19 protein-coding genes are annotated in these 17812 nt (G+C 54.3%); 6 read left to right on the forward strand and 13 right to left on the reverse strand.

The genetic code is table 11. The features are described 5' to 3' along the window. Window positions 1–43 precede the first annotated feature (43 nt). Together TH2_RS01255 and TH2_RS01260 are read left to right on the forward strand one after the other, a co-directional pair. On the forward strand, window positions 44–2119 hold the full coding sequence (locus TH2_RS01255; protein WP_008888570.1) for a sensor histidine kinase: 2076 nt from the start codon (window positions 44–46) through the stop codon (window positions 2117–2119). A 100-nt stretch (window positions 2120–2219) separates the two neighbouring features. Next, entirely contained in the window at window positions 2220–2693 is a 474-nt protein-coding gene (locus TH2_RS01260; RefSeq protein ID WP_008888571.1) for a hypothetical protein, read from the forward strand. Window positions 2694–2772: 79 nt separating this feature from the next. On the opposite strand, the gene pheT is transcribed toward TH2_RS01260, so the two are convergent. The 4 genes from pheT to rpmI all read right to left on the reverse strand — a co-directional run bounded on the left by pheT (window position 2773) and on the right by rpmI (window position 6942). After that, the gene (pheT, locus tag TH2_RS01265; RefSeq protein WP_008888572.1) at window positions 2773–5181 is read right to left on the reverse strand and encodes a phenylalanine--tRNA ligase subunit beta; all 2409 of its coding nucleotides are present in this window, start codon (window positions 5179–5181) and stop codon (window positions 2773–2775) included. Between the two features lie 4 nt (window positions 5182–5185). Then, on the reverse strand, window positions 5186–6256 hold the full coding sequence (gene pheS / locus TH2_RS01270) for a phenylalanine--tRNA ligase subunit alpha (RefSeq protein ID WP_008888573.1): 1071 nt from the start codon (window positions 6254–6256) through the stop codon (window positions 5186–5188). Window positions 6257–6370: 114 nt separating this feature from the next. Then, a complete protein-coding gene (gene rplT, locus TH2_RS01275; protein ID WP_008888574.1) occupies window positions 6371–6727 on the reverse strand; it encodes a 50S ribosomal protein L20 in 357 nt (118 codons plus the stop codon). Window positions 6728–6744: 17 nt separating this feature from the next. Then, window positions 6745–6942, reverse strand: coding sequence for a 50S ribosomal protein L35 (gene rpmI / locus TH2_RS01280; RefSeq protein ID WP_008888575.1), 198 nt, complete (start codon window positions 6940–6942; stop codon window positions 6745–6747). A 253-nt stretch (window positions 6943–7195) separates the two neighbouring features. Here rpmI and TH2_RS01290 point away from each other — a divergent pair, with 253 nt between their 5' ends. Beyond that, a complete protein-coding gene (locus TH2_RS01290; RefSeq protein WP_008888576.1) occupies window positions 7196–8146 on the forward strand; it encodes an AEC family transporter in 951 nt (316 codons plus the stop codon). A 64-nt stretch (window positions 8147–8210) separates the two neighbouring features. Here the strand turns inward: TH2_RS01290 and TH2_RS01295 are convergent, their stop codons facing one another. From TH2_RS01295 to TH2_RS01310, 4 genes are all read right to left on the reverse strand, one after another. After that, complete coding sequence (locus TH2_RS01295; RefSeq protein WP_008888577.1) at window positions 8211–8615, reverse strand: response regulator; 405 nt, start codon at window positions 8613–8615, stop codon at window positions 8211–8213. Between the two features lie 51 nt (window positions 8616–8666). Next, entirely contained in the window at window positions 8667–9182 is a 516-nt protein-coding gene (infC, locus tag TH2_RS01300) for a translation initiation factor IF-3 (protein ID WP_008888578.1), read from the reverse strand. A 222-nt stretch (window positions 9183–9404) separates the two neighbouring features. Next, window positions 9405–10439 (reverse strand): glycosyltransferase family 9 protein, encoded by a 1035-nt coding sequence (locus TH2_RS01305; protein WP_008888579.1) that lies wholly within the window; start codon window positions 10437–10439, stop codon window positions 9405–9407. Continuing rightward, window positions 10436–11668, reverse strand: coding sequence for a glycosyltransferase family 4 protein (locus tag TH2_RS01310; RefSeq protein ID WP_157193756.1), 1233 nt, complete (start codon window positions 11666–11668; stop codon window positions 10436–10438). Before TH2_RS01310 ends, TH2_RS01305 begins: the two co-directional genes overlap by 4 nt. Window positions 11669–11707: 39 nt before the next feature. Here TH2_RS01310 and TH2_RS01315 point away from each other — a divergent pair, with 39 nt between their 5' ends. Then, complete coding sequence (locus tag TH2_RS01315) at window positions 11708–12517, forward strand: alpha/beta hydrolase (protein WP_008888581.1); 810 nt, start codon at window positions 11708–11710, stop codon at window positions 12515–12517. Window positions 12518–12555: 38 nt separating this feature from the next. On the opposite strand, the gene TH2_RS01320 is transcribed toward TH2_RS01315, so the two are convergent. From TH2_RS01320 to tsaD, 5 genes are all read right to left on the reverse strand, one after another. Further along, a complete protein-coding gene (locus tag TH2_RS01320; protein WP_008888582.1) occupies window positions 12556–12891 on the reverse strand; it encodes a Rieske (2Fe-2S) protein in 336 nt (111 codons plus the stop codon). Further along, entirely contained in the window at window positions 12888–13301 is a 414-nt protein-coding gene (locus tag TH2_RS01325) for an EVE domain-containing protein (RefSeq protein ID WP_008888583.1), read from the reverse strand. The genes TH2_RS01320 and TH2_RS01325 overlap by 4 nt, the downstream gene beginning before the upstream one ends. A 3-nt stretch (window positions 13302–13304) precedes the next feature. Further along, window positions 13305–13583 carry a YciI family protein gene (locus TH2_RS01330; RefSeq protein ID WP_008888584.1) on the reverse strand — a complete coding sequence of 93 codons (279 nt, stop codon included), beginning with the start codon at window positions 13581–13583 and terminating at the stop codon, window positions 13305–13307. Between the two features lie 102 nt (window positions 13584–13685). Next, window positions 13686–14690, reverse strand: coding sequence for an NAD(P)H-dependent glycerol-3-phosphate dehydrogenase (locus TH2_RS01335; protein ID WP_008888585.1), 1005 nt, complete (start codon window positions 14688–14690; stop codon window positions 13686–13688). A 68-nt stretch (window positions 14691–14758) separates the two neighbouring features. Then, window positions 14759–15817, reverse strand: a complete 1059-nt coding sequence (gene tsaD, locus TH2_RS01340) for a tRNA (adenosine(37)-N6)-threonylcarbamoyltransferase complex transferase subunit TsaD (protein WP_008888586.1) — start codon at window positions 15815–15817, stop codon at window positions 14759–14761. A gap of 289 nt (window positions 15818–16106) precedes the next feature. Between tsaD and hemC the strand changes: the two genes are divergently transcribed. Together hemC and TH2_RS01350 are read left to right on the forward strand one after the other, a co-directional pair. Then, on the forward strand, window positions 16107–17051 hold the full coding sequence (gene hemC / locus TH2_RS01345) for a hydroxymethylbilane synthase (RefSeq protein WP_008888587.1): 945 nt from the start codon (window positions 16107–16109) through the stop codon (window positions 17049–17051). A gap of 37 nt (window positions 17052–17088) precedes the next feature. Then, complete coding sequence (locus tag TH2_RS01350) at window positions 17089–17808, forward strand: uroporphyrinogen-III synthase (protein WP_008888588.1); 720 nt, start codon at window positions 17089–17091, stop codon at window positions 17806–17808. The last annotated feature ends 4 nt before the right edge of the window (window positions 17809–17812 follow it).

Raw genomic sequence — 17812 nt, forward strand, 5'->3', positions numbered from 1 at the left:
TTGAGGAAACCATAACTCTGTCTGGCAGGGGCACGCCAATAACATGTTCATAATGTCAATCGAGCCATCCCTGTCCCGGCGCAGTCTTGTCAAGTTGCGCAAACGGCTTGCCGCCTTGACGCTGACGGGTGTATTTGTCCTGCTGTTTTCCTTCTTTTTCATTCAGAAAACGCTTTATGACAGCGCGGTCGAACACGCCAGTGCCCAACTTGAAGCAACCGCCTTTCGGTTGGGATCAATGTTGTTGCTTCATAATGACGTCGACCTGCAAAAGATCGTGGCGGACAATTCCGATATTACCGTTGGGCTGCTTGATAACCAGCTTAACCAGATCAAGGGCTTTATCCCGCCGCATCTGATCGGCGATCTGGGTGACTATATCAGCACCCAACAAACTGATCGCGATTCCCTGGTCTGTGTTCACAGCAGCGAAGTCATGGTTCTGGCTTATAGCAAACTGCCACAAATCAACCGGATCGTGGTAGCTTATACGCCGCGCAGCGCGCTTTTGAATAACTGGCGCGATGCTTTTATCCTGCACGCGCTAATGTTTGTCATGGCGATGACCATTCTTTGTGGCCTGGCGGTCTGGTTATGGCATCGCCTAAAACGGCAACACATGCGTGCTGCCCATCTTGCCGAACATTTCAGCGATACGGAAAATACCCTGGCGGAATGCGGCTGTGCTGTGATCAGTTGGCCGGTGGAGACCACCGACGGAAAACTGACAGCACAACTGAACTGGCCGGAAATCCTTGGTCCGACAGCCGAAAACATCGAACCAACCATGACGGATTTTCTTGACCGGTTGTCATCGGAATCTCGCACAAAGCTTCGCGGACCGCTGATTGACAATGTCTGGCAGGATGCCCGGATTGGCACCATGGTCGATATCCACACTGCCAAAAACCAGATGCAGCGTTTCTATCTGATGGCGCATCGCTATAGCGAAGACAATCGGGAATTTATTTCGGTTTTGCTTCTGGAAACTGCGGCCCAACAGGAACTGTGCCATCCGTTTGAAACCTATCTGCGCCATACCCCGGAACCGGCCATTGTGGTCAATCAGGATGGCATCCTTAAGGGGTTCAGCCCCGCCCTGGAAGAGCTGATGGGGTTGCCGGTGCATGACATCGTCAACAAACCTTTCTTTATGCTGTTTGTTCCCGAGGACCAGCAAACCGCGATGACGGCCATGCGCCAGAAAAACGGAACTGCGACGATCAGTGATGGCAAATCAATCCTGCGCGTACTCGACCGCAAGGGCAATGTTCGCTGGCTGGCATGGCATTGCGTGGGTCCATTTGACGAGATGATCTTTTGCAGTGCGCGTGATGTGACGGAGTTTGTCGAAAATGCTAACAAGCTGCGCGATACACTTGATCAGCTCAAACGCAGCAACGAAGACCTCGAACAATTTGCCTATGTGGCGTCCCACGATCTGCAGCAGCCGCTGCGCATGGTTGCCAGCTATACGCAACTTCTCAAGCAGCGTTACAGTGGCAGCCTTGATCAGGAAGCCGACGAATATATCGACTTTGCTGTCGATGGTGCCAAGCGCATGCATAAGCTGATCAGCCACCTGCTTGAATATGCCAAGACCGGTACGCGCGAAGATTTCGCACCGATTGACTGCAATCAGGTGCTAAACGAGGCGCAAGCGGACCTCAAGGACGTGATTGGCCGTGAACATGCCACCATAACCCATGACGATCTTCCGACCGTCAAAGGTGACCGGATTGCCCTGTCTCGGCTGTTCCAGAACCTTTTATCCAATGCCATCAAGTATCGCCGCCCCGGCGTATCACCGCACATATCCATTACGGTCGAACCCGATCCGGTGATGCGCGACTATTGGCGTTTTTCGGTGCGCGATAACGGTATTGGCATTCATCCTGAGCATGCACAACGGATTTTCCGCCTGTTTCAGCGCCTGCATAAGGACGAGTTTTCCGGAACGGGACTTGGCCTGTCTCTGTGCCGCAAGATCGTTGAACAGCATGGCGGCCGCATCTGGCTTGATACCAGCCGGCCGCTCAGCGACCCGGGCACGACCATCATCTTTACGCTTCGGGTTTACCACGCCGAGGCATCACGCATTGGGCAAAACAATCCTTGAACGGCTCAATACATGGCAGCATGGCAAGCATATTGCTTGAGACTGAGTGTTGGACGGGCAGACAGGTAAAAGCTGCCCTGTGCCTGTTATGGAGCGTTAGATGTTCAAGACCATGATCCTGTCCCGCCCTGTATTCAAATCTGTTCCGGTGATGCTGGCCCTTTTGGCGCTCAGCGCATGTGGATCGGACATGCGCACCATGAATGACAGCCACATGCAGAAACTGGCTTATTATTTTGCCGAACATGAACCGGGCGAGCCACTACCGCGGGGGTGGCGCCGGCTGGATGGCGCAGAAATCAATTACCGTTTTGCAAACGAAACATATGCCGTCTATTCAATTGACGAGGACGAGCAGCTTTTGGTTATGCATCTCTATGACGATGGCACGGGTCGACTGGAAGCCGATGATGATCGTGAACGTTGCGAATGGAACAGCATGGTCGATCAGCTGACCATCGAATGCGATGACACCGATATGGAATGGCATGTCTTTACCAATGGGCCGGATCTGATCGCGCTTGATCTGGATGAGGACGAATACGCCATCCTGCGCAAACGCCCCGGTCGGTAAATTTGACCGATACCCCAAAGACAAAACGGGCTGCACCAATGTTGGGCAGCCCGTTTTTATTCTTATCTTTGCCGAAAGATTAGGCGCGCAGAGAGCCACCTGTGGCTTTCTCAACCGCTTCGACAACCTTTTTGCAGACCGCTTCGATTTCTTCTTCGGTCAGGGTTGCCTTGGTCGGCTGCAGCGTGATCGAGAAGGCGAGTGATTTCTTGCCATCCTCAATCCCCTTGCCTGCATAAAGGTCAAAGATCGTCACATCCGTGATCAGATTGCGATCGGCACCTTTGGCGGCCTTGATGATCGCCTCTGCCTTCACAGCTTCATCAAGCAGGAAGGCAAAGTCGCGTTCGACCGACTGGAAGCTTGAAGCGTTCAAAGCCGGACGGGCCGTGCCCTTTTTCTTGGGCATCGGTACGTTTTCAACAAACAGTTCAAACGCCACAACACGACCTTTGACGCCAAGTGCCTTAAGCACCTTCGGATGCAATTCGCCGAAATAGCCCAGAACATTTTTCGGACCCAGCTGCAGGGCTGCCGAACGGCCCGGGTGATACCATTCCGGCGCCCCGTCGGTATTGACCTGAACATTGGCGGCACTGGTACCCAGTGCTTCGATCAGAGCTTCGGCATCGGCCTTAACATCAAAGACATCGACATTACGGCGTGAACCGGTCCAGCTGCGCGGGGTTGTTGCACCGGAACGGAGACCTGCGGCCACCAGGCGCTGATCGCCCGGCTGATCGCCAAAGAATTCCGGACCAACTTCAAACAGCGCCAGATCGGAAAAACCACGTGCCTGATTACGACCGGCCGCGGCAATCATGTTGATCAGGGCGTTCGGGCGCATGATATCAAGGTCGGAACTGATCGGATTGGCCAGATACAGACCGTCTTTCAGTTCACCAAACAGCTTGGCCCAACGCGAGTCGGTAAAGGACCAGGTCACGGTTTCATAAAGACCGCGCGATGCCAGAACCCGACGGGTCAGGCCAACACGTTTCTGGAACGGCGACAAAGCCGGAACTGGCAGACTGGTTTCACGCTCCAGCGGGACTGTCGGGATTTTGTCATAACCGACAATGCGCAGCACTTCCTCGACCAGATCGGCTTCACCGATGATGTCCGGGCGCCAGGTCGGTGCGACGGCGTTAATAACCGGTGCAGAACCGCTAACCTCGAAGCCCAGCGATTTCAGGATTTCAATCGCACGGTCTGCTTCAACGGCAACGCCGCCCAGCTCACGAATACGATCAATGCGCAGATCAAAGGCGTTGCGCGGATTTGGTACTTCGCCCGCCTTGACGACATGGGATACTTCACCCCCGCAGATCTCGGTGATCAGATGGGTTGCAACTTCCATGCCCCAGGCAACCGACTGCGGGTCAACGCCACGCTCAAACCGATAGCGTGCATCGGAATTGATCTGAAGCTTACGACCGGTCTTGGCAATGCTGATCGGATCGAACAGCGCGCATTCGACAAACACATTGGTCGTTTCTTCAAGGCAGCCAGTTTCTTCGCCACCGATGATACCACCAATGCCCAATGCCTTTGCCTGATCGGCAATCACCACCATGGAATCGGAAAGCTCGTATTCCTTGTTATCAAGGGCTGCGATCTTTTCGCCATTGCTCGCGTAACGCACATTGATGTCGCCCGACAGTTTGTCGGCATCAAACACATGCAGCGGACGACCAAGGTCATGGGTAACAAGGTTGGTGATATCCACCAGAGCGGAAATCGGACGCAGCCCGATGGCTTCCAGACGGGCTTTCAGCCATTCCGGGCTTTCGGCGTTTTTCACACCACGGATGTAACGGCCATAGAAAGCCGGAACGGCATTGTTGGCAGCAATATCGCCGCTAATCGTAACGCCAATCGGGCTGTCAAACGCACCATTAATCGGCTCTTGGCGCGGATCGGCCTTAAGCGTTCCGATGCCCGCAGCCGCCAGATCGCGGGCGATCCCGCGGATACCGGTACAATCCGGGCGGTTCGGCGTCAGGCCGATTTCAAGGATCGGATCATCCGCACCAAGGACAGACGCAACCGGCGCACCGATTTCGGCATCTTCAGGCAGTTCGATGATGCCGTCATGGTCTTCACCAAGGCAGAGCTCACGGGTGGAGCACATCATGCCCTGGCTTTCGACGCCACGGATCTTGCCCGGCTTCAGTTTTGAGCCATCAATCGGAATGATCGCGCCCGGCTGTGCCAATGCGACCTTAAGTCCGGTACGGGCATTCGGCGCACCACAAACGACCTGAATGATTTTTTCGCCGGTATTAACCCGGCAAAGCTTCAGGCGGTCAGCATCGGGATGCTGGCCGGCTTCTTCAATGTGGGCGACACGGATGTCGGCAAGGGCTGCCGCGCGGTCGGTCACGCCTTCGATTTCAAGACCGATATCGGTCAGTTTTTCTGCAACCACCTCAATCGACGCATCGGTATCAAGGTGCTGTTTCAGCCAATTCAGTGTGAATTTCATAATCTCAGCCCCTTACCATGTTCGGTACATCCAGCGGCACGAAACCATAATGTTTCAGCCAGCGCAGATCGGTATCGAAGAAGGTGCGAAGATCGGGAATGCCGTATTTCAGCATGGCGATACGTTCGATCCCCATACCAAAGGCAAAGCCCTGATATTCTTCGGGATCAAGGCCACAGGCGCTCAGCACGCGCGGATGAACCATGCCGCAGCCAAGAATCTCCAGCCAGTCGTCGCCTTCACCAATTTTCAGCTCCCCACCCTTGCGCGAACAACCGATATCCATTTCGGCACTCGGCTCGGTGAACGGGAAGAAGCTTGGACGATAGCGGACCGGCACATCATCAAGTTCGAAATAGGTTTTGACGAACTCAAGCAGACAGCCCTTGAGGTGACCCATATGTGTCTTCTTGTCGATCACCAGACCTTCGACCTGATGGAACATCGGCGTGTGGGTCATGTCGCTGTCAGAGCGATAGGTACGACCCGGCGCAATGATGCGGATCGGCGGGGTTTTGGACTGCATGGTCCGGATCTGCACCGGCGAGGTATGGGTGCGCAGCACGAGGCGCGAACCATCGTCCTGTTCGGGCAGATAGAAGGTGTCCTGCATTTCACGCGCGGGGTGTTCCGGCGGAATGTTCAGTGCGGTAAAGTTATGGAAGTCGTCTTCAACATCCGGGCCTTCGGCCAGGGCAAAGCCCATTTCGCCAAAGATCGAAACGATTTCATCAATCGTCTGGCTGATCGGGTGAATGCGGCCTGCGGTTTCATCCGGACGCGAGGACAGGGTGACGTCAATCCGCTCGCCCGACAGACGCGCCTCGAGGGCAGCATCCTCAAGGGCAGTTTTACGGGTTTCGATTGCGCCAGCGACCTGGTCCTTGACGGCATTAAGCGTCTGACCAAATTCACGACGCTGGTCAGGGTCCATCTTGCCAAGGTTTTTCATCAGGCCGGTAATGCGGCCTTTCTTGCCAAGGGCGCTGATGCGGACGTCTTCAAGCGCGGTCAGATCCGCTGCCTTTTCGACTTCCGCCAGAACCTCTTCGCGCAATGCTTCGATGTTTTCCATAACTTCCGACGCTTTGGCTTGGGTTTAAAAATCACAAAAAGAAAAGGGACGGCCAATATGGCCGCCCCTGATCAAATCAGGCAAGTGCCGATGAAACCTTTTTACAAAGGTTTATCAGTCCAGTGCAGCCTGCGCCTGGGTGACCAGAGCTTTGAAAGCTTCCGGCTCACGCACTGCGATGTCGGCAAGAACCTTACGGTCCAGTTCAACACCAGCCTTTTTCAGGCCATTCATGAACTGGGAATAGCTCAGACCGTTCTCACGTGCGCCAGCGTTGATACGCTGAATCCAGAGCGAGCGGAACTGGCGTTTCTTAACGCGACGATCGCGGTATGCATACTGCAGACCTTTTTCCACAGCCTGAACGGCGGTGCGGAAAGTATTGTTGCGGCGACCGCGGTAACCCTTGGCAGCCTTAATAACCTTGCGGTGACGAGCGTGTGAAGACACGCCCCCTTTTACACGAGCCATTTAACTCTCCTTCAACCTTAACCGTACGGCAGGAATTTTTTGACGATGCGGGCATCTGCGTCACAGAGGATCTCCGTGCCACGTGCCTGGCGCTTCATCTTGGTCGGTTTCGCAGTCAGAAGGTGGCGCTTGTTTGCCACGTTGTGACGGACTTTTCCGCTGGCGGTCAGGCGAAAGCGTTTTTTCGCACTCGCTTTGGTCTTCATCTTGGGCATTTTTCTATCCTTGCAAAAGCAATGAAAACGAAATCCCCTACGGCGGCTGGGCATGCCCTGAAGGATCTATATAAACCTTCCAGCCTCACCACCTGTTTTGGGGACGGGTGGTTATAGACTCCGACTTTACCTTTTTCAAGGGCCAATTCAGCCCTTTCCCCTTGCTTTTTGGGACATTGAGCCGCCATTGTGCGCAGGCACCACTTTTTCAGACCTAATCCATCATCGCGCATTTTGCCATCTGACTGATCACATGTCGCAAATCACATCAATCATTTTGCCATTCTTTGCACTGATCGGCCTTGGCTGGATTGGCGGCAAGTTCAAGATCGTATCACCCGACGGGATGCGCGGCATCAACGGGTTTGTGTTCTATTTTGCGCTGCCCGCCCTGTTGTTCAAGGCACTTGCAACCCGAAGCCCGTCAGAGATTTGGCAGCCTGACATCATCCTCGCCTATGGCGGTGGTACTCTTGTGGTTTATGGCATTTCGCGGCTCATCGCCTCGCGCGTGTTCCATCTTGATCCGGCCAGCCAGACGCTGTTTTCCTTTGCCGGAACCATGGGCAATGTCGGCTTCATGGGGCTTCCGCTTATCATCGGGCTGCTTGGCCCACTGGCGACTGTGCCGCTGATCGTCGCGCTTGCAGTTGATTTGATTGTGATGCTGCCGCTCTCCCTTTTGTTGCTGGAAGGGACAAAGCACGCAAAGGGCAGCCATCCTACAGGCAAGATCATCACAGGCACCCTGACGAACCCGGTTGTACTTGCAATTATCATCGGCGTGCTTGCAAGTTTGCTTGATCTGGATTGGCCCGACGGCGTTGATTACTTGCTGGATTTGTTGGGGCAAAGTGCAGGCCCGGCGGCATTGTTTGCCATTGGCGTTGCGCTGGTTGGGCGACCGATTGCCGAAAAGCGCGCCGAACTTGCCACCATGTCGGTTGCCAAACTGATTGTGCATCCCATTGCAGTATTTATCGGGTTTTGGATTGTTGGCTCAGCAAGCGGGCTTGAAACAAAGGCCGTCTTGTTACTGGCAGCCCTTCCGACAGCGGGAAATGTGTTCGTAATAGCAACGACCTATGACCGCTATATCGTGCGCAGTTCCTCGATCGTGCTGGTGACCACCGCACTTGGCGTTTTCAGCTTTTCCATCTTCTCGGTCTATATTGAGACGATTGTCGGGTGGCTTGGCCAGTAAAAGGTTCAGAGCAGCCTAAGATCAGACAGAATGGCCGAAAACATCATGAGGCTTCAGGCAACGGTCAGATAGCGGTCTTGATGGTATGTGCCCGACCGATCCATTTTTCGATTCGGCTCATAAGCTTTTCACGATTGATCGGTTTCAGGACGAAATCATTGCCGCCGGCGGCAACACCACCCCGCAGGTCTTCTTCACCCTGACGCGCAGTAACATAAATGATTGCACAAGCCAGATCGGGAAACTGGGTCCGAACATTGATCGCGGTCTCGAACCCGTTCATGTCAGGCATCATGATATCCATCAGGATGATGCGCGGACGTTTGGTCTTGAGAAGTTTAAGAAGATCCTTGCCAGAGGAAACACCCTGAAACGTGAACCCGCCGCTTTCGACGATTCGTTTCAGAAGAACCAGACTTTTGGGGTCATCATCGACGCCCACGATCAAAAGATCATTTCCGACTGGCATGGCATTCCCTCTTTGGCTTGAACCTTGGGGTATAAGGCAAAACGCCGCGTCTTAACGCGGCGCCAGTACCATAATCATAACACGGCCTTCCATCTTTGGCATCATCTCCGGTTTTGCGAGGTCCTCAAGGTCCCCCGAAAAACGCTGAAGCATGCCAAGACCGAGGTCCTGGTGAGCCATCTCACGTCCACGGAAACGCAACGTGACTTTCACCTTGTCTCCACCGCCAAGAAACTTCTGCGCAGCACGCAGTTTGACGTTGTAGTCATGGATATCGATGTTCGGACGGAGTTTGATCTCCTTGACCTCGATAACCTTCTGTTTCTTTTTGGCCTCGTTCTGCTTCTTGCTTTGTTCGTATTTGAACTTGCCGTAATCAATCAGCTTGCAAACTGGCGGCTCGGCATTCGGAGCGACTTCGACAAGATCAAGTCCAGCTTCCGCTGCCATTTCAATGCCTTCACGCACCGTCATCGGGTCGGACATGTTGCCTTCAGAGTCAACAACACAGATGGAACGGGCTTTGATATCCTCATTGACGCGCGGACCTTCCTTGGTCGGCTGCATCGGTTTGCGTGGTCGTGCTATGGATAATCTCCTATGGTCATCAAACAAATCGGTTAGAAACAGAAAAACACGCAAGGACGTTCAGGGATGTTTTCCTTGAAACCTGACCTAGCATATCCACGTGCGTTCAGAAAGCAATGATTTTAGGCAATTACAGCGCCCTCAAAGCGCCATTTTCCGCGCCTTTGTCCGAGATCGCCAAATCAGACAAATCCTGCGATCCTAGTCGGTGAGATCAAGACGTTCACGAATGACATCCATCACCCGGTTTACCGTCAATTCTCGCAGATCACTCTCGCGTATAACGCTGACTGCATTCGGAGCGTGCCCACGGGGTGCGCAGCGCTTTGGATCGGACTCACGTGAAAACAAAACCACTGATGGCGCTCCGGCCGCCGCTGCAATATGCATTGGACCGGTATCATTGCCGATCGCCAGAACCGAACGCGCTGCAAGCGATGCAATATCAAGAAACCCTGTACGCCCCATCAGATTGCGTGCCTTGGGGCACATCTGATCAATCCGGTTCAGAACATCTGCTTCACTATCGGTTCCGATCAGAACCGGGGTCAACCGATAGTCTGCCAGTTTCTTGGCAAGAAGACCAAACCGCTCAGCCGGCCAGCGTTTTGCAGGACGGTGTGGCGCCCCGCCAGGACAGATCAGGACAAACGGGCTTCGAATGCCAAAGCGGTCTAGGTCTATATCGGGCCCTGAAATGTATGGTGCTGGAACATCCTTGATACCGGCATCAGCGAGCTGGTCCGCATGTCGATCAATCGTATGCATATTTGAGCGCTCAGGATTGGCATGCGGATGCGAGCACCCACGCGCAATCCCTGACCATTCCGGCTTGAGTCCCGGCCAAAACAGTTTATAATAAAAGCCGGTCCGGTCGGACGTCTGCAGATCATAAACCCGGTCAAAATTACCGTTCCGAAGAAAACGTCGCAGCGCCAAGACTTCACGCACTTGAATCAGTTTTGGGCGACGGTCGATAGCGATCGAATCAAAAAACCCGCTGGCCTTCATCAGATCAACATAAGGCCGCGTGGTCAGCACCGTGATATGCGCATCTGGATGGGCGGCACGGATGGCCGCAAACGGTCCCATCGCCAAGACAACGTCGCCAAGCGCAGAGAGTTTGATAACAAGGATGCGCTCTTGTCTTGGATCCTCTGCCGTCACGATATGATCATTGCGAATATCAGGATTCTGGAAAGCTACCGGCGAACTTTCCGCTTGTTTGTGGGTCATGCGGCGTTCCTGATCACGCGTTTTAGTGCCTTGGCATAGACATTCAAGGTCCGCTCCGCCATTTGTTCCAGAGAGTATTCTGCAATAACATGGTCCCGCCCCTTGGCAGCGAGCTTGGCACGTTTTTCAGGCGTCAGACTCAAAACTTGAACGAGCGCACGCGAAAGCTGATCAACTTCCCCCGGACTTACCAGCCAACCGGTTTCACCGGGCAATACCGTTTCCATTGCACCGCCATGTGCGGTCGAAACGACCGGGCGTCCCATAGCTTGTGCCTCGGACGGCACCCTGCCAAATGCTTCTGGATCAATAGACGGACACGCGACGACATCTGCCAACATATATGCAGCAGGCATGTCGTTGCAGTGATCAACAATATGCACGATATCCACGAGCCCTAATGATCGCGTAAGCTGCATTAGCTCATCACGATATGCAGTGCGACCCTGATCAGACCCGACAATCAGACAACGCACTTTGCGGTGCCCAAGTATTTCAAGAACTGCGGGCAATGAACGGATCAAAAAGGTTTGCCCTTTCCAGCGAGTCAATCGTCCGGGCATTAGAATGACGAATTCTTCGCCATCCAGTCGCCATTGGTTGGAAAGCGCAATCAGGCGTTCCTGACTGACATTTTCCGGATTGAACAAATCCACATTCGTCCCACGCGGTACGATATTGAGGCGATCCGGATCGACCTTATAATATTTGTTGATGTGATTGGCGATGTGCTTGGAAATCGCAATCACCTGATCACCCATGGTCATGATCGCGTTGTAGCGACGCTTGAACGGGTTGTTGTATCCGGAATAGGTGCCGTGGAACGTCGTCACAAACGGAATGCCGGTCTTGCGCGCCGCAAAATACGCACTCCAGGCCGGCGCACGTGAACGGGCGTGAATGATATCGACACCCTCTTCACGGATCAACTTTACAAGCGCATCGATATTCTTGCGCATGGTCAGGATGTTCTTTGATTTAAGCGGCAGGGTGATGTGTTTGGCACCGAACCGATCCAGTTCGCGTTCGAGCCGACCGCCTTGGGATGCGACAAGCGCCTTGCCACCGCCATCGACAATAGCACGCGCGATATCAACTGTTCCACGCTCCACACCGCCGGCATCAAGTTCGGGAAGCACCTGTAAAATAACGGCAGGCCGATAGTCCCCACCTTGCACTTGGGGCTCTGATCGATAGACTGTTTCTGTCATTACTTCTGACGCGCTCATGCAACTCCAACCATCAACACCCAAGGACAAATGCCCCGGATGACCCATGACCTGCCAACGCCACAGCCTGCAAAGCCCGAATATCTCAACCGTCCAGATGGCTTAAAAATCGCATACCATCACGTGCCGGGCAAGCCATCTGACGTACAGGTGCACAATACACCCGGTGTAATGTTCCTCGGCGGGTTCATGTCAGACATGACCGGCACCAAGGCAACCCACCTTGAGGCGCACTGCATTCGGCAGGGGGTGGCTTATACCCGCTTTGATTACACTGGTCACGGACAATCGTCGGGCAAATTTGCCGACGGCACCATCGGTCAGTGGGCACGTGATGCCATTGCAGTTCTTGATGAAATCACCTCTGGCCCGCAGATTCTTGTCGGTTCTTCGATGGGCGGCTGGATCATGCTTCTCGCAGCCCTCGTCCGACCGGAACGCATTGCCGGAATGGTTGGCATTGCTGCTGCCCCCGACTTTACCGAAGACCTGATGTGGGCGCAGTTCAGCGAAGATCAGAAAAAGACCATTATGGATAAAGGCGCGCTGATCGAGCCAACCGAATATGGCGATGATCCATACACGATCACCCGCGATCTGATTGAGGATGGCCGCAATCAGCTTTTATTGCGTAAACCGATTAACCTGAAATGCCCCGTCCGACTGGTTCAGGGCATGCAGGACCCGGATGTGCCGTGGCAAACAGCGATCCGCCTGACCGAAGCGCTGGTATCTGAGGATGTCCGCGTGGATTTGATCAAGACCGGTGATCATCGCCTTTCGGAGCCAGATCAGCTTAACGTGATCACCAAGCATATCGACGAAGTGATCGCAAAGACGGCGGGATAATGCGTCGTCTCGCATAAATTACGTAAGGCGATAGACGATCAGGCCAGAACGACCTGATCGTCTTTTATTTTCACTGCAACCGGTTCAAGCGCATCGCCCGAACACGGACCGGATACGCATTCGCCGTCCTTGATGCGAAAGCGTGCGCCATGGGTCGAACAGATGATTTCATCGCCAAAGTCGCTGATGAATTCATCCGGTTCCATATCCAGCGGCACACCGATATGCGGACAACTGTTGATGTAGCCAAAGACGTCATCGCCACTACGGACAACAAAAATACCGGTACCACCAAGATTAAGGCCTTTGGCACCGGTGGCATCAAGATCGCTGAGCGCGCAAAGCACCGTGCCGGGCGCAGGCAAATCACTCATGGATCGACCCCGCCCATCTCGCAGATCGCCGCCCAGGACGCGTCATCAATCGGCATGACCGATAGACGCGATTGTTTGAGCAAGGCGAGATCGGAAAAGCGCGGATCGGCCTTGATATCGGAAAGGGTCACTGGCGTTTTCAACGGTTTGACCGTTTCGAAATCAACCTGAACAAACTTGCCCTTTTCATCTGTCGGATCCGGGTAGTATTCCCGGACCACCTCTACAATCCCGACAATGCGTTTTTCATTGACCGAGTGATAAAAGAACGCCTTGTCGCCGATTTTCATCGCGCGCAGGTTCTTGGCCGCCTGATGGTTACGCACACCATCCCAGCCTTCGACACCCTTCTTGACCTGATCGTCCCACGACCAGCTTCCCGGTTCGGTTTTGACCAGCCAATACGCCATGGATCAGAAGACCTTTTTGAACGGACGAATAACAACGGATTCGAACAGGCCAGCCTTGGCATAAGGATCATTGGCAGCAAATTCGCGGGCGTCTTCGATGGCATCAAACTCGATGATAAAGACCGAGCCATTCATGCCTTCCATATCGGGATCAAGGGTTGGACCCGCTGCGACGATGCGATCAGCAAAACCGCCTTTGATATAGGCAAGATGGTCTTCGCGATTGGCCTTGCGCACATCAAGGTGGCCGGGCTTGTCAACACAACGGATGTAGAAATGCATGAACGGTTTCCTGCTTCTTTATGGGTTCAATATTCATAAATTGACAGAAGCCCCGCGCATTCTCAAGCCGAACTGCGCGGTCAATAACCGCAAGGCCAGAATTTAATCGGCGTTTTCAAGCTCATCACGGAACGGGCGCTGCAACAGGGCATTGATCGTACTGCGCAGATCCGCATTGTGATTGGCAACCTGATCAACCGCCGCACAAATCGGCATTTCGACACCATATTTGCTGGCAACAGCGGTGATGGATGCCGCGGTATGCACGCCTTCGGTCACGGACCGACGTTCGGCCAGAATGTCCTGTGCCTTGCGACCTTCGCCCAGTGCGACACCAAAGGTGTAATTGCGTGACAACGTGCCGGTGCAGGTCAAGGTCAAGTCACCAAGACCGGCAAGCCCAAGCATGGTTTCAACCCGGCCACCCATGGCAACTGCCAAACGCGACATTTCAGCAATACCACGGGTAATCAGGGCTGCACGGGCGTTGTCACCCAATTTCAATCCGGCCACCACGCCACTGGCAATCGCCAGAACGTTCTTGATCGCGCCAGCCACCTCAACACCAACAACATCTGTACTGAAATAGGGACGGAATTCCGGCGTGCCGATCAACTCGACCAGGCGTTTGCCCAAGGCACGATCTTCACAGGCCAGCGTAATTGCGGCTGGCAGGCCGATTGCAACCTCCTTGGCAAAGGTCGGGCCGGACAAAACCGCGACCGGCACGTTTCCAAGAGTTTCAGAAACGACCTGTGCCATCAGGGCACCGGTTTCCTTTTCAATGCCCTTGCAGCAAATTACCGCCGGGAGTTGATCTGGCCAATGCGATGACAATTTGATCAGGGTTTCGCGCAAATGCTGTGCTGGCGTCACCAGCAAAACCGCATCAGAATCGCGCAGACCTTCGTAATGTGTGGTTGCGCGCAACGCCCCCGGAAGCTCGATACCCGGCAGGTAAAGATCGTTCTCACCTTTGGTGTTGATCCGATCGGCCAGTTCTTCGTTGCGCAAAATCAGTTCAACGTCTTCACCGGCCCGCACAGCCTGCACAGCCAGGGCCGTTCCCCAAGCACCGCCACCCACAACTGTAATGCGCTTTTTCATGATGTTTGTCCGGCAAAAATGAAGTTGTTTCGAGGATCGGCAAATACGTCAAACGCGGTGGATGGGCCTTACGCCTTGACCCCGGCACCCGGGCGTTTGGGGGCCTCAGGATCCAGTGGCCAGCGCGGGCGCGGCTTGAAATCAAGATCATCGCGTTCACCCAGACGGAACCGCTCCAACCCGGCCCATGCAATCATCGCGGCATTGTCAGTGCAAAGATGAAGCGGCGGTGCGACCAGTTCCATCCCGGCCTGATCGGTCAGTTCCACCAGGCGTCCACGCAGATACTTGTTGGCCGCAACTCCGCCAGCAAGCACCAGCGTTTTGCCGCCGGGGTAATCGCGCATGAATTCAAACACGGCATTGCGCGCGCGATCAATCAGGGTATCACCCACCGCGCGCTGGAAAGATGCAGCAAGGTCGGCTTTGACCTCATCTGTTTGTTGTTCGACCGGGAAGCCATCCAGGTAAGTCCGAACAGCTGTCTTGAGACCCGAGAAGGAGAAATCGCACCCCGGCCTTCCACGCAATGGGCGCGGCAAACCGAACCGGTTCGGATCACCCTTGGCGGCGATCTTTTCAAGCGCCGGACCACCGGGATAGCCTAGCCCCATCATCTTGGCGGTTTTGTCAAACGCCTCGCCGACCGCGTCATCAATGGTGGTGCCGATGCGCTTGTACTTGCCAACACCCTCGACAATCAGGACCTGACAATGCCCACCGGACACCAGCAACAGCAGATAGGGAAAAGCGACATCATCAGTAAGGCGCACGGTCAGTGCGTGACCTTCGAGGTGATTGACTGCAAGAAACGGCTTTTGGGCGGCAAAGGCAATCGCCTTGGCCGTCATGGTACCGACCATCACGCCACCGATCAGCCCCGGCCCCCCGGTGCAGGCAACGGCGTCAAGGTCGTCAAAATCCACACCGGCATCATCCATGGCCTCGGCCACCAGACGATCAAGATGTTCAAGATGGGCACGCGCGGCAATTTCCGGCACCACCCCGCCATACGGTCGATGATCGTCAAGCTGGGACAACACACGGTTTGCCAGAATTTCGCGCTTGTCGTTCACGACAGCAGCGGCCGTTTCATCACAGCTTGTTTCGATACCCAGAACGATCATGATCCTGATCCGTTTTACCAACTCTGCCGACACGGACGGCAATCGGAATCCTATTACAGGTGTGACGATGATGTAGCGGAAAGTTCATGCGCTTTCCACCCCCGTGCAGCGCAAGTGCCATATGCAGTTATCGCGCTTCACGAAGGCAGCGAAGATTTTGAACCGCGACCTAAATCAATGCAGCCCAGTTTCGAGCGATTACAATAACCGAAAATTCAGCCTTTTGCCGGTGGCAATAGGCTGCCCGCAGACCTTGTTTTTAAACAGTTTTAAGACTAAGACTTCACTCATGACAGATACAGCAAAACTTCGCATCGGTACCCGCGGTTCGCCCCTGGCTTTGGCACAGGCGCATGAGGTCCGTGACAAACTGGCAAATGCCCATCCGGAACTAGCCGAAGAAGGCGCAATTGCGGTCACCGTGATCACCACAACCGGCGACAAGATCCTTGATCGCGCCTTGTCGGAAATCGGCGGCAAGGGACTGTTTACCAAGGAAATCGATGATGCCCTTATGGGGGGTGAGATCGATCTGGCTGTTCACAGCATGAAGGATGTGCCAACTGTTCTGCCCGATGGCATGATCCTGCCAACCATCCTGCCACGCGAAGATGTCCGCGATGCATTTATTTCGCTGAAATATAAAAGCTTTGCCGAAATGCCCGCCGGGTCCGTGATCGGATCGGCCAGCCTTCGTCGTCAAGCCATGATCCTGAACAAATATCCCGACCTCAAGGTCGTGACATTCCGCGGGAATGTGCAAACTCGTTTGCGCAAACTCAGCGAAGAACAGGTTGATGCCACACTTTTGGCAATGGCAGGCCTGAACCGTCTCGGACAGCCTGACATCGCCACAGCCCCGATTTCAGAAGACGATATGTTGCCAGCGGTTGCGCAAGGCGCCATTGGCATTACCATCCGCGAAGATGATGCACAGTGCAAAAAATGGCTGGCTGCGCTTCATTGCGAAACCTCTGCCATTCGCGTGGCAGCAGAACGTGCCGCGCTTAAGGCACTTGATGGGTCATGCCGCACCCCGATCGCAGCACTGGCCGAGTTTCAGGATGATGGCAGCCTGCGCCTGCGTGTATCGATTGTGCGCCCGGACGGCAGCGAACGCCTTGATACCGAACGCATGATCGCCAAACCGGATATCGCAACGGCGATGGCGGCTGGCACGGATGCCGGTGAAGAGCTCAAACAGCGCGGCGGACCAGATTTCATTTCCGCCTGACGAGAATCAGTACCCTAGGCAACAGATAGGGACGCAGATGGGACCCTTGGTGCTAAATACCCGGCCCGATACCGACTCTGCCGACCTTTTGGCAGCACTTGATAAGCGCGGCTATCGTCACCTGTCTGCGCCAATGCTGAATATTGTCTTTCCAGTTCCGACAAGCCCGCTTGATATCAAGAAATACCAAGCGATGATTTTCACATCGGCGAACGGGGTCCGTGCATTTGCCAAACTGACCGGGGATCGGTCGCTTCCGGCCTATTGTGTTGGCGACGCGACAGCCAGAACGTGCGCCACATTTGGCTTTGATGATGTTTGTTCGGCAAATGGTGACATCAACGATCTGGCAGCCTTAATTCGCAAAAAAGTTGATCCTGCACATGGACCGCTTTTCCATCCGGCCGCGCGTAAAACGGCGGGTGATCTTGGCCAGATGCTTTTGACTGATGGATATGAAGTCGATCGGCAAACCGTTTATGAATCACAAGAAAGCAATTCGTTCCCAGAAGACGTTTTAGAGGCACTTGGCAATCATCATATTGAAGCTGTTTTATTTTTCTCTCCCCGCACTGCGGAAACCTTTGTTAAGCTGGTCCGAAGCTATAAGCTTGAGAGAGACTTGTCCGGAACAAGCGCGATTTGCCTAAGTCCGACGGTGCAATCGAAGATATCCGATCTTACATGGTATAGAACACGCGTTGCATCACAACCGACACAAGAATACCTTCTTTCCGAGCTAGGGTCCCTGTCGTAATGGC

It is taken from the genome of Thalassospira profundimaris WP0211, assembly GCF_000300275.1.
GTDB lineage: Bacteria > Pseudomonadota > Alphaproteobacteria > Rhodospirillales > Thalassospiraceae > Thalassospira > Thalassospira profundimaris.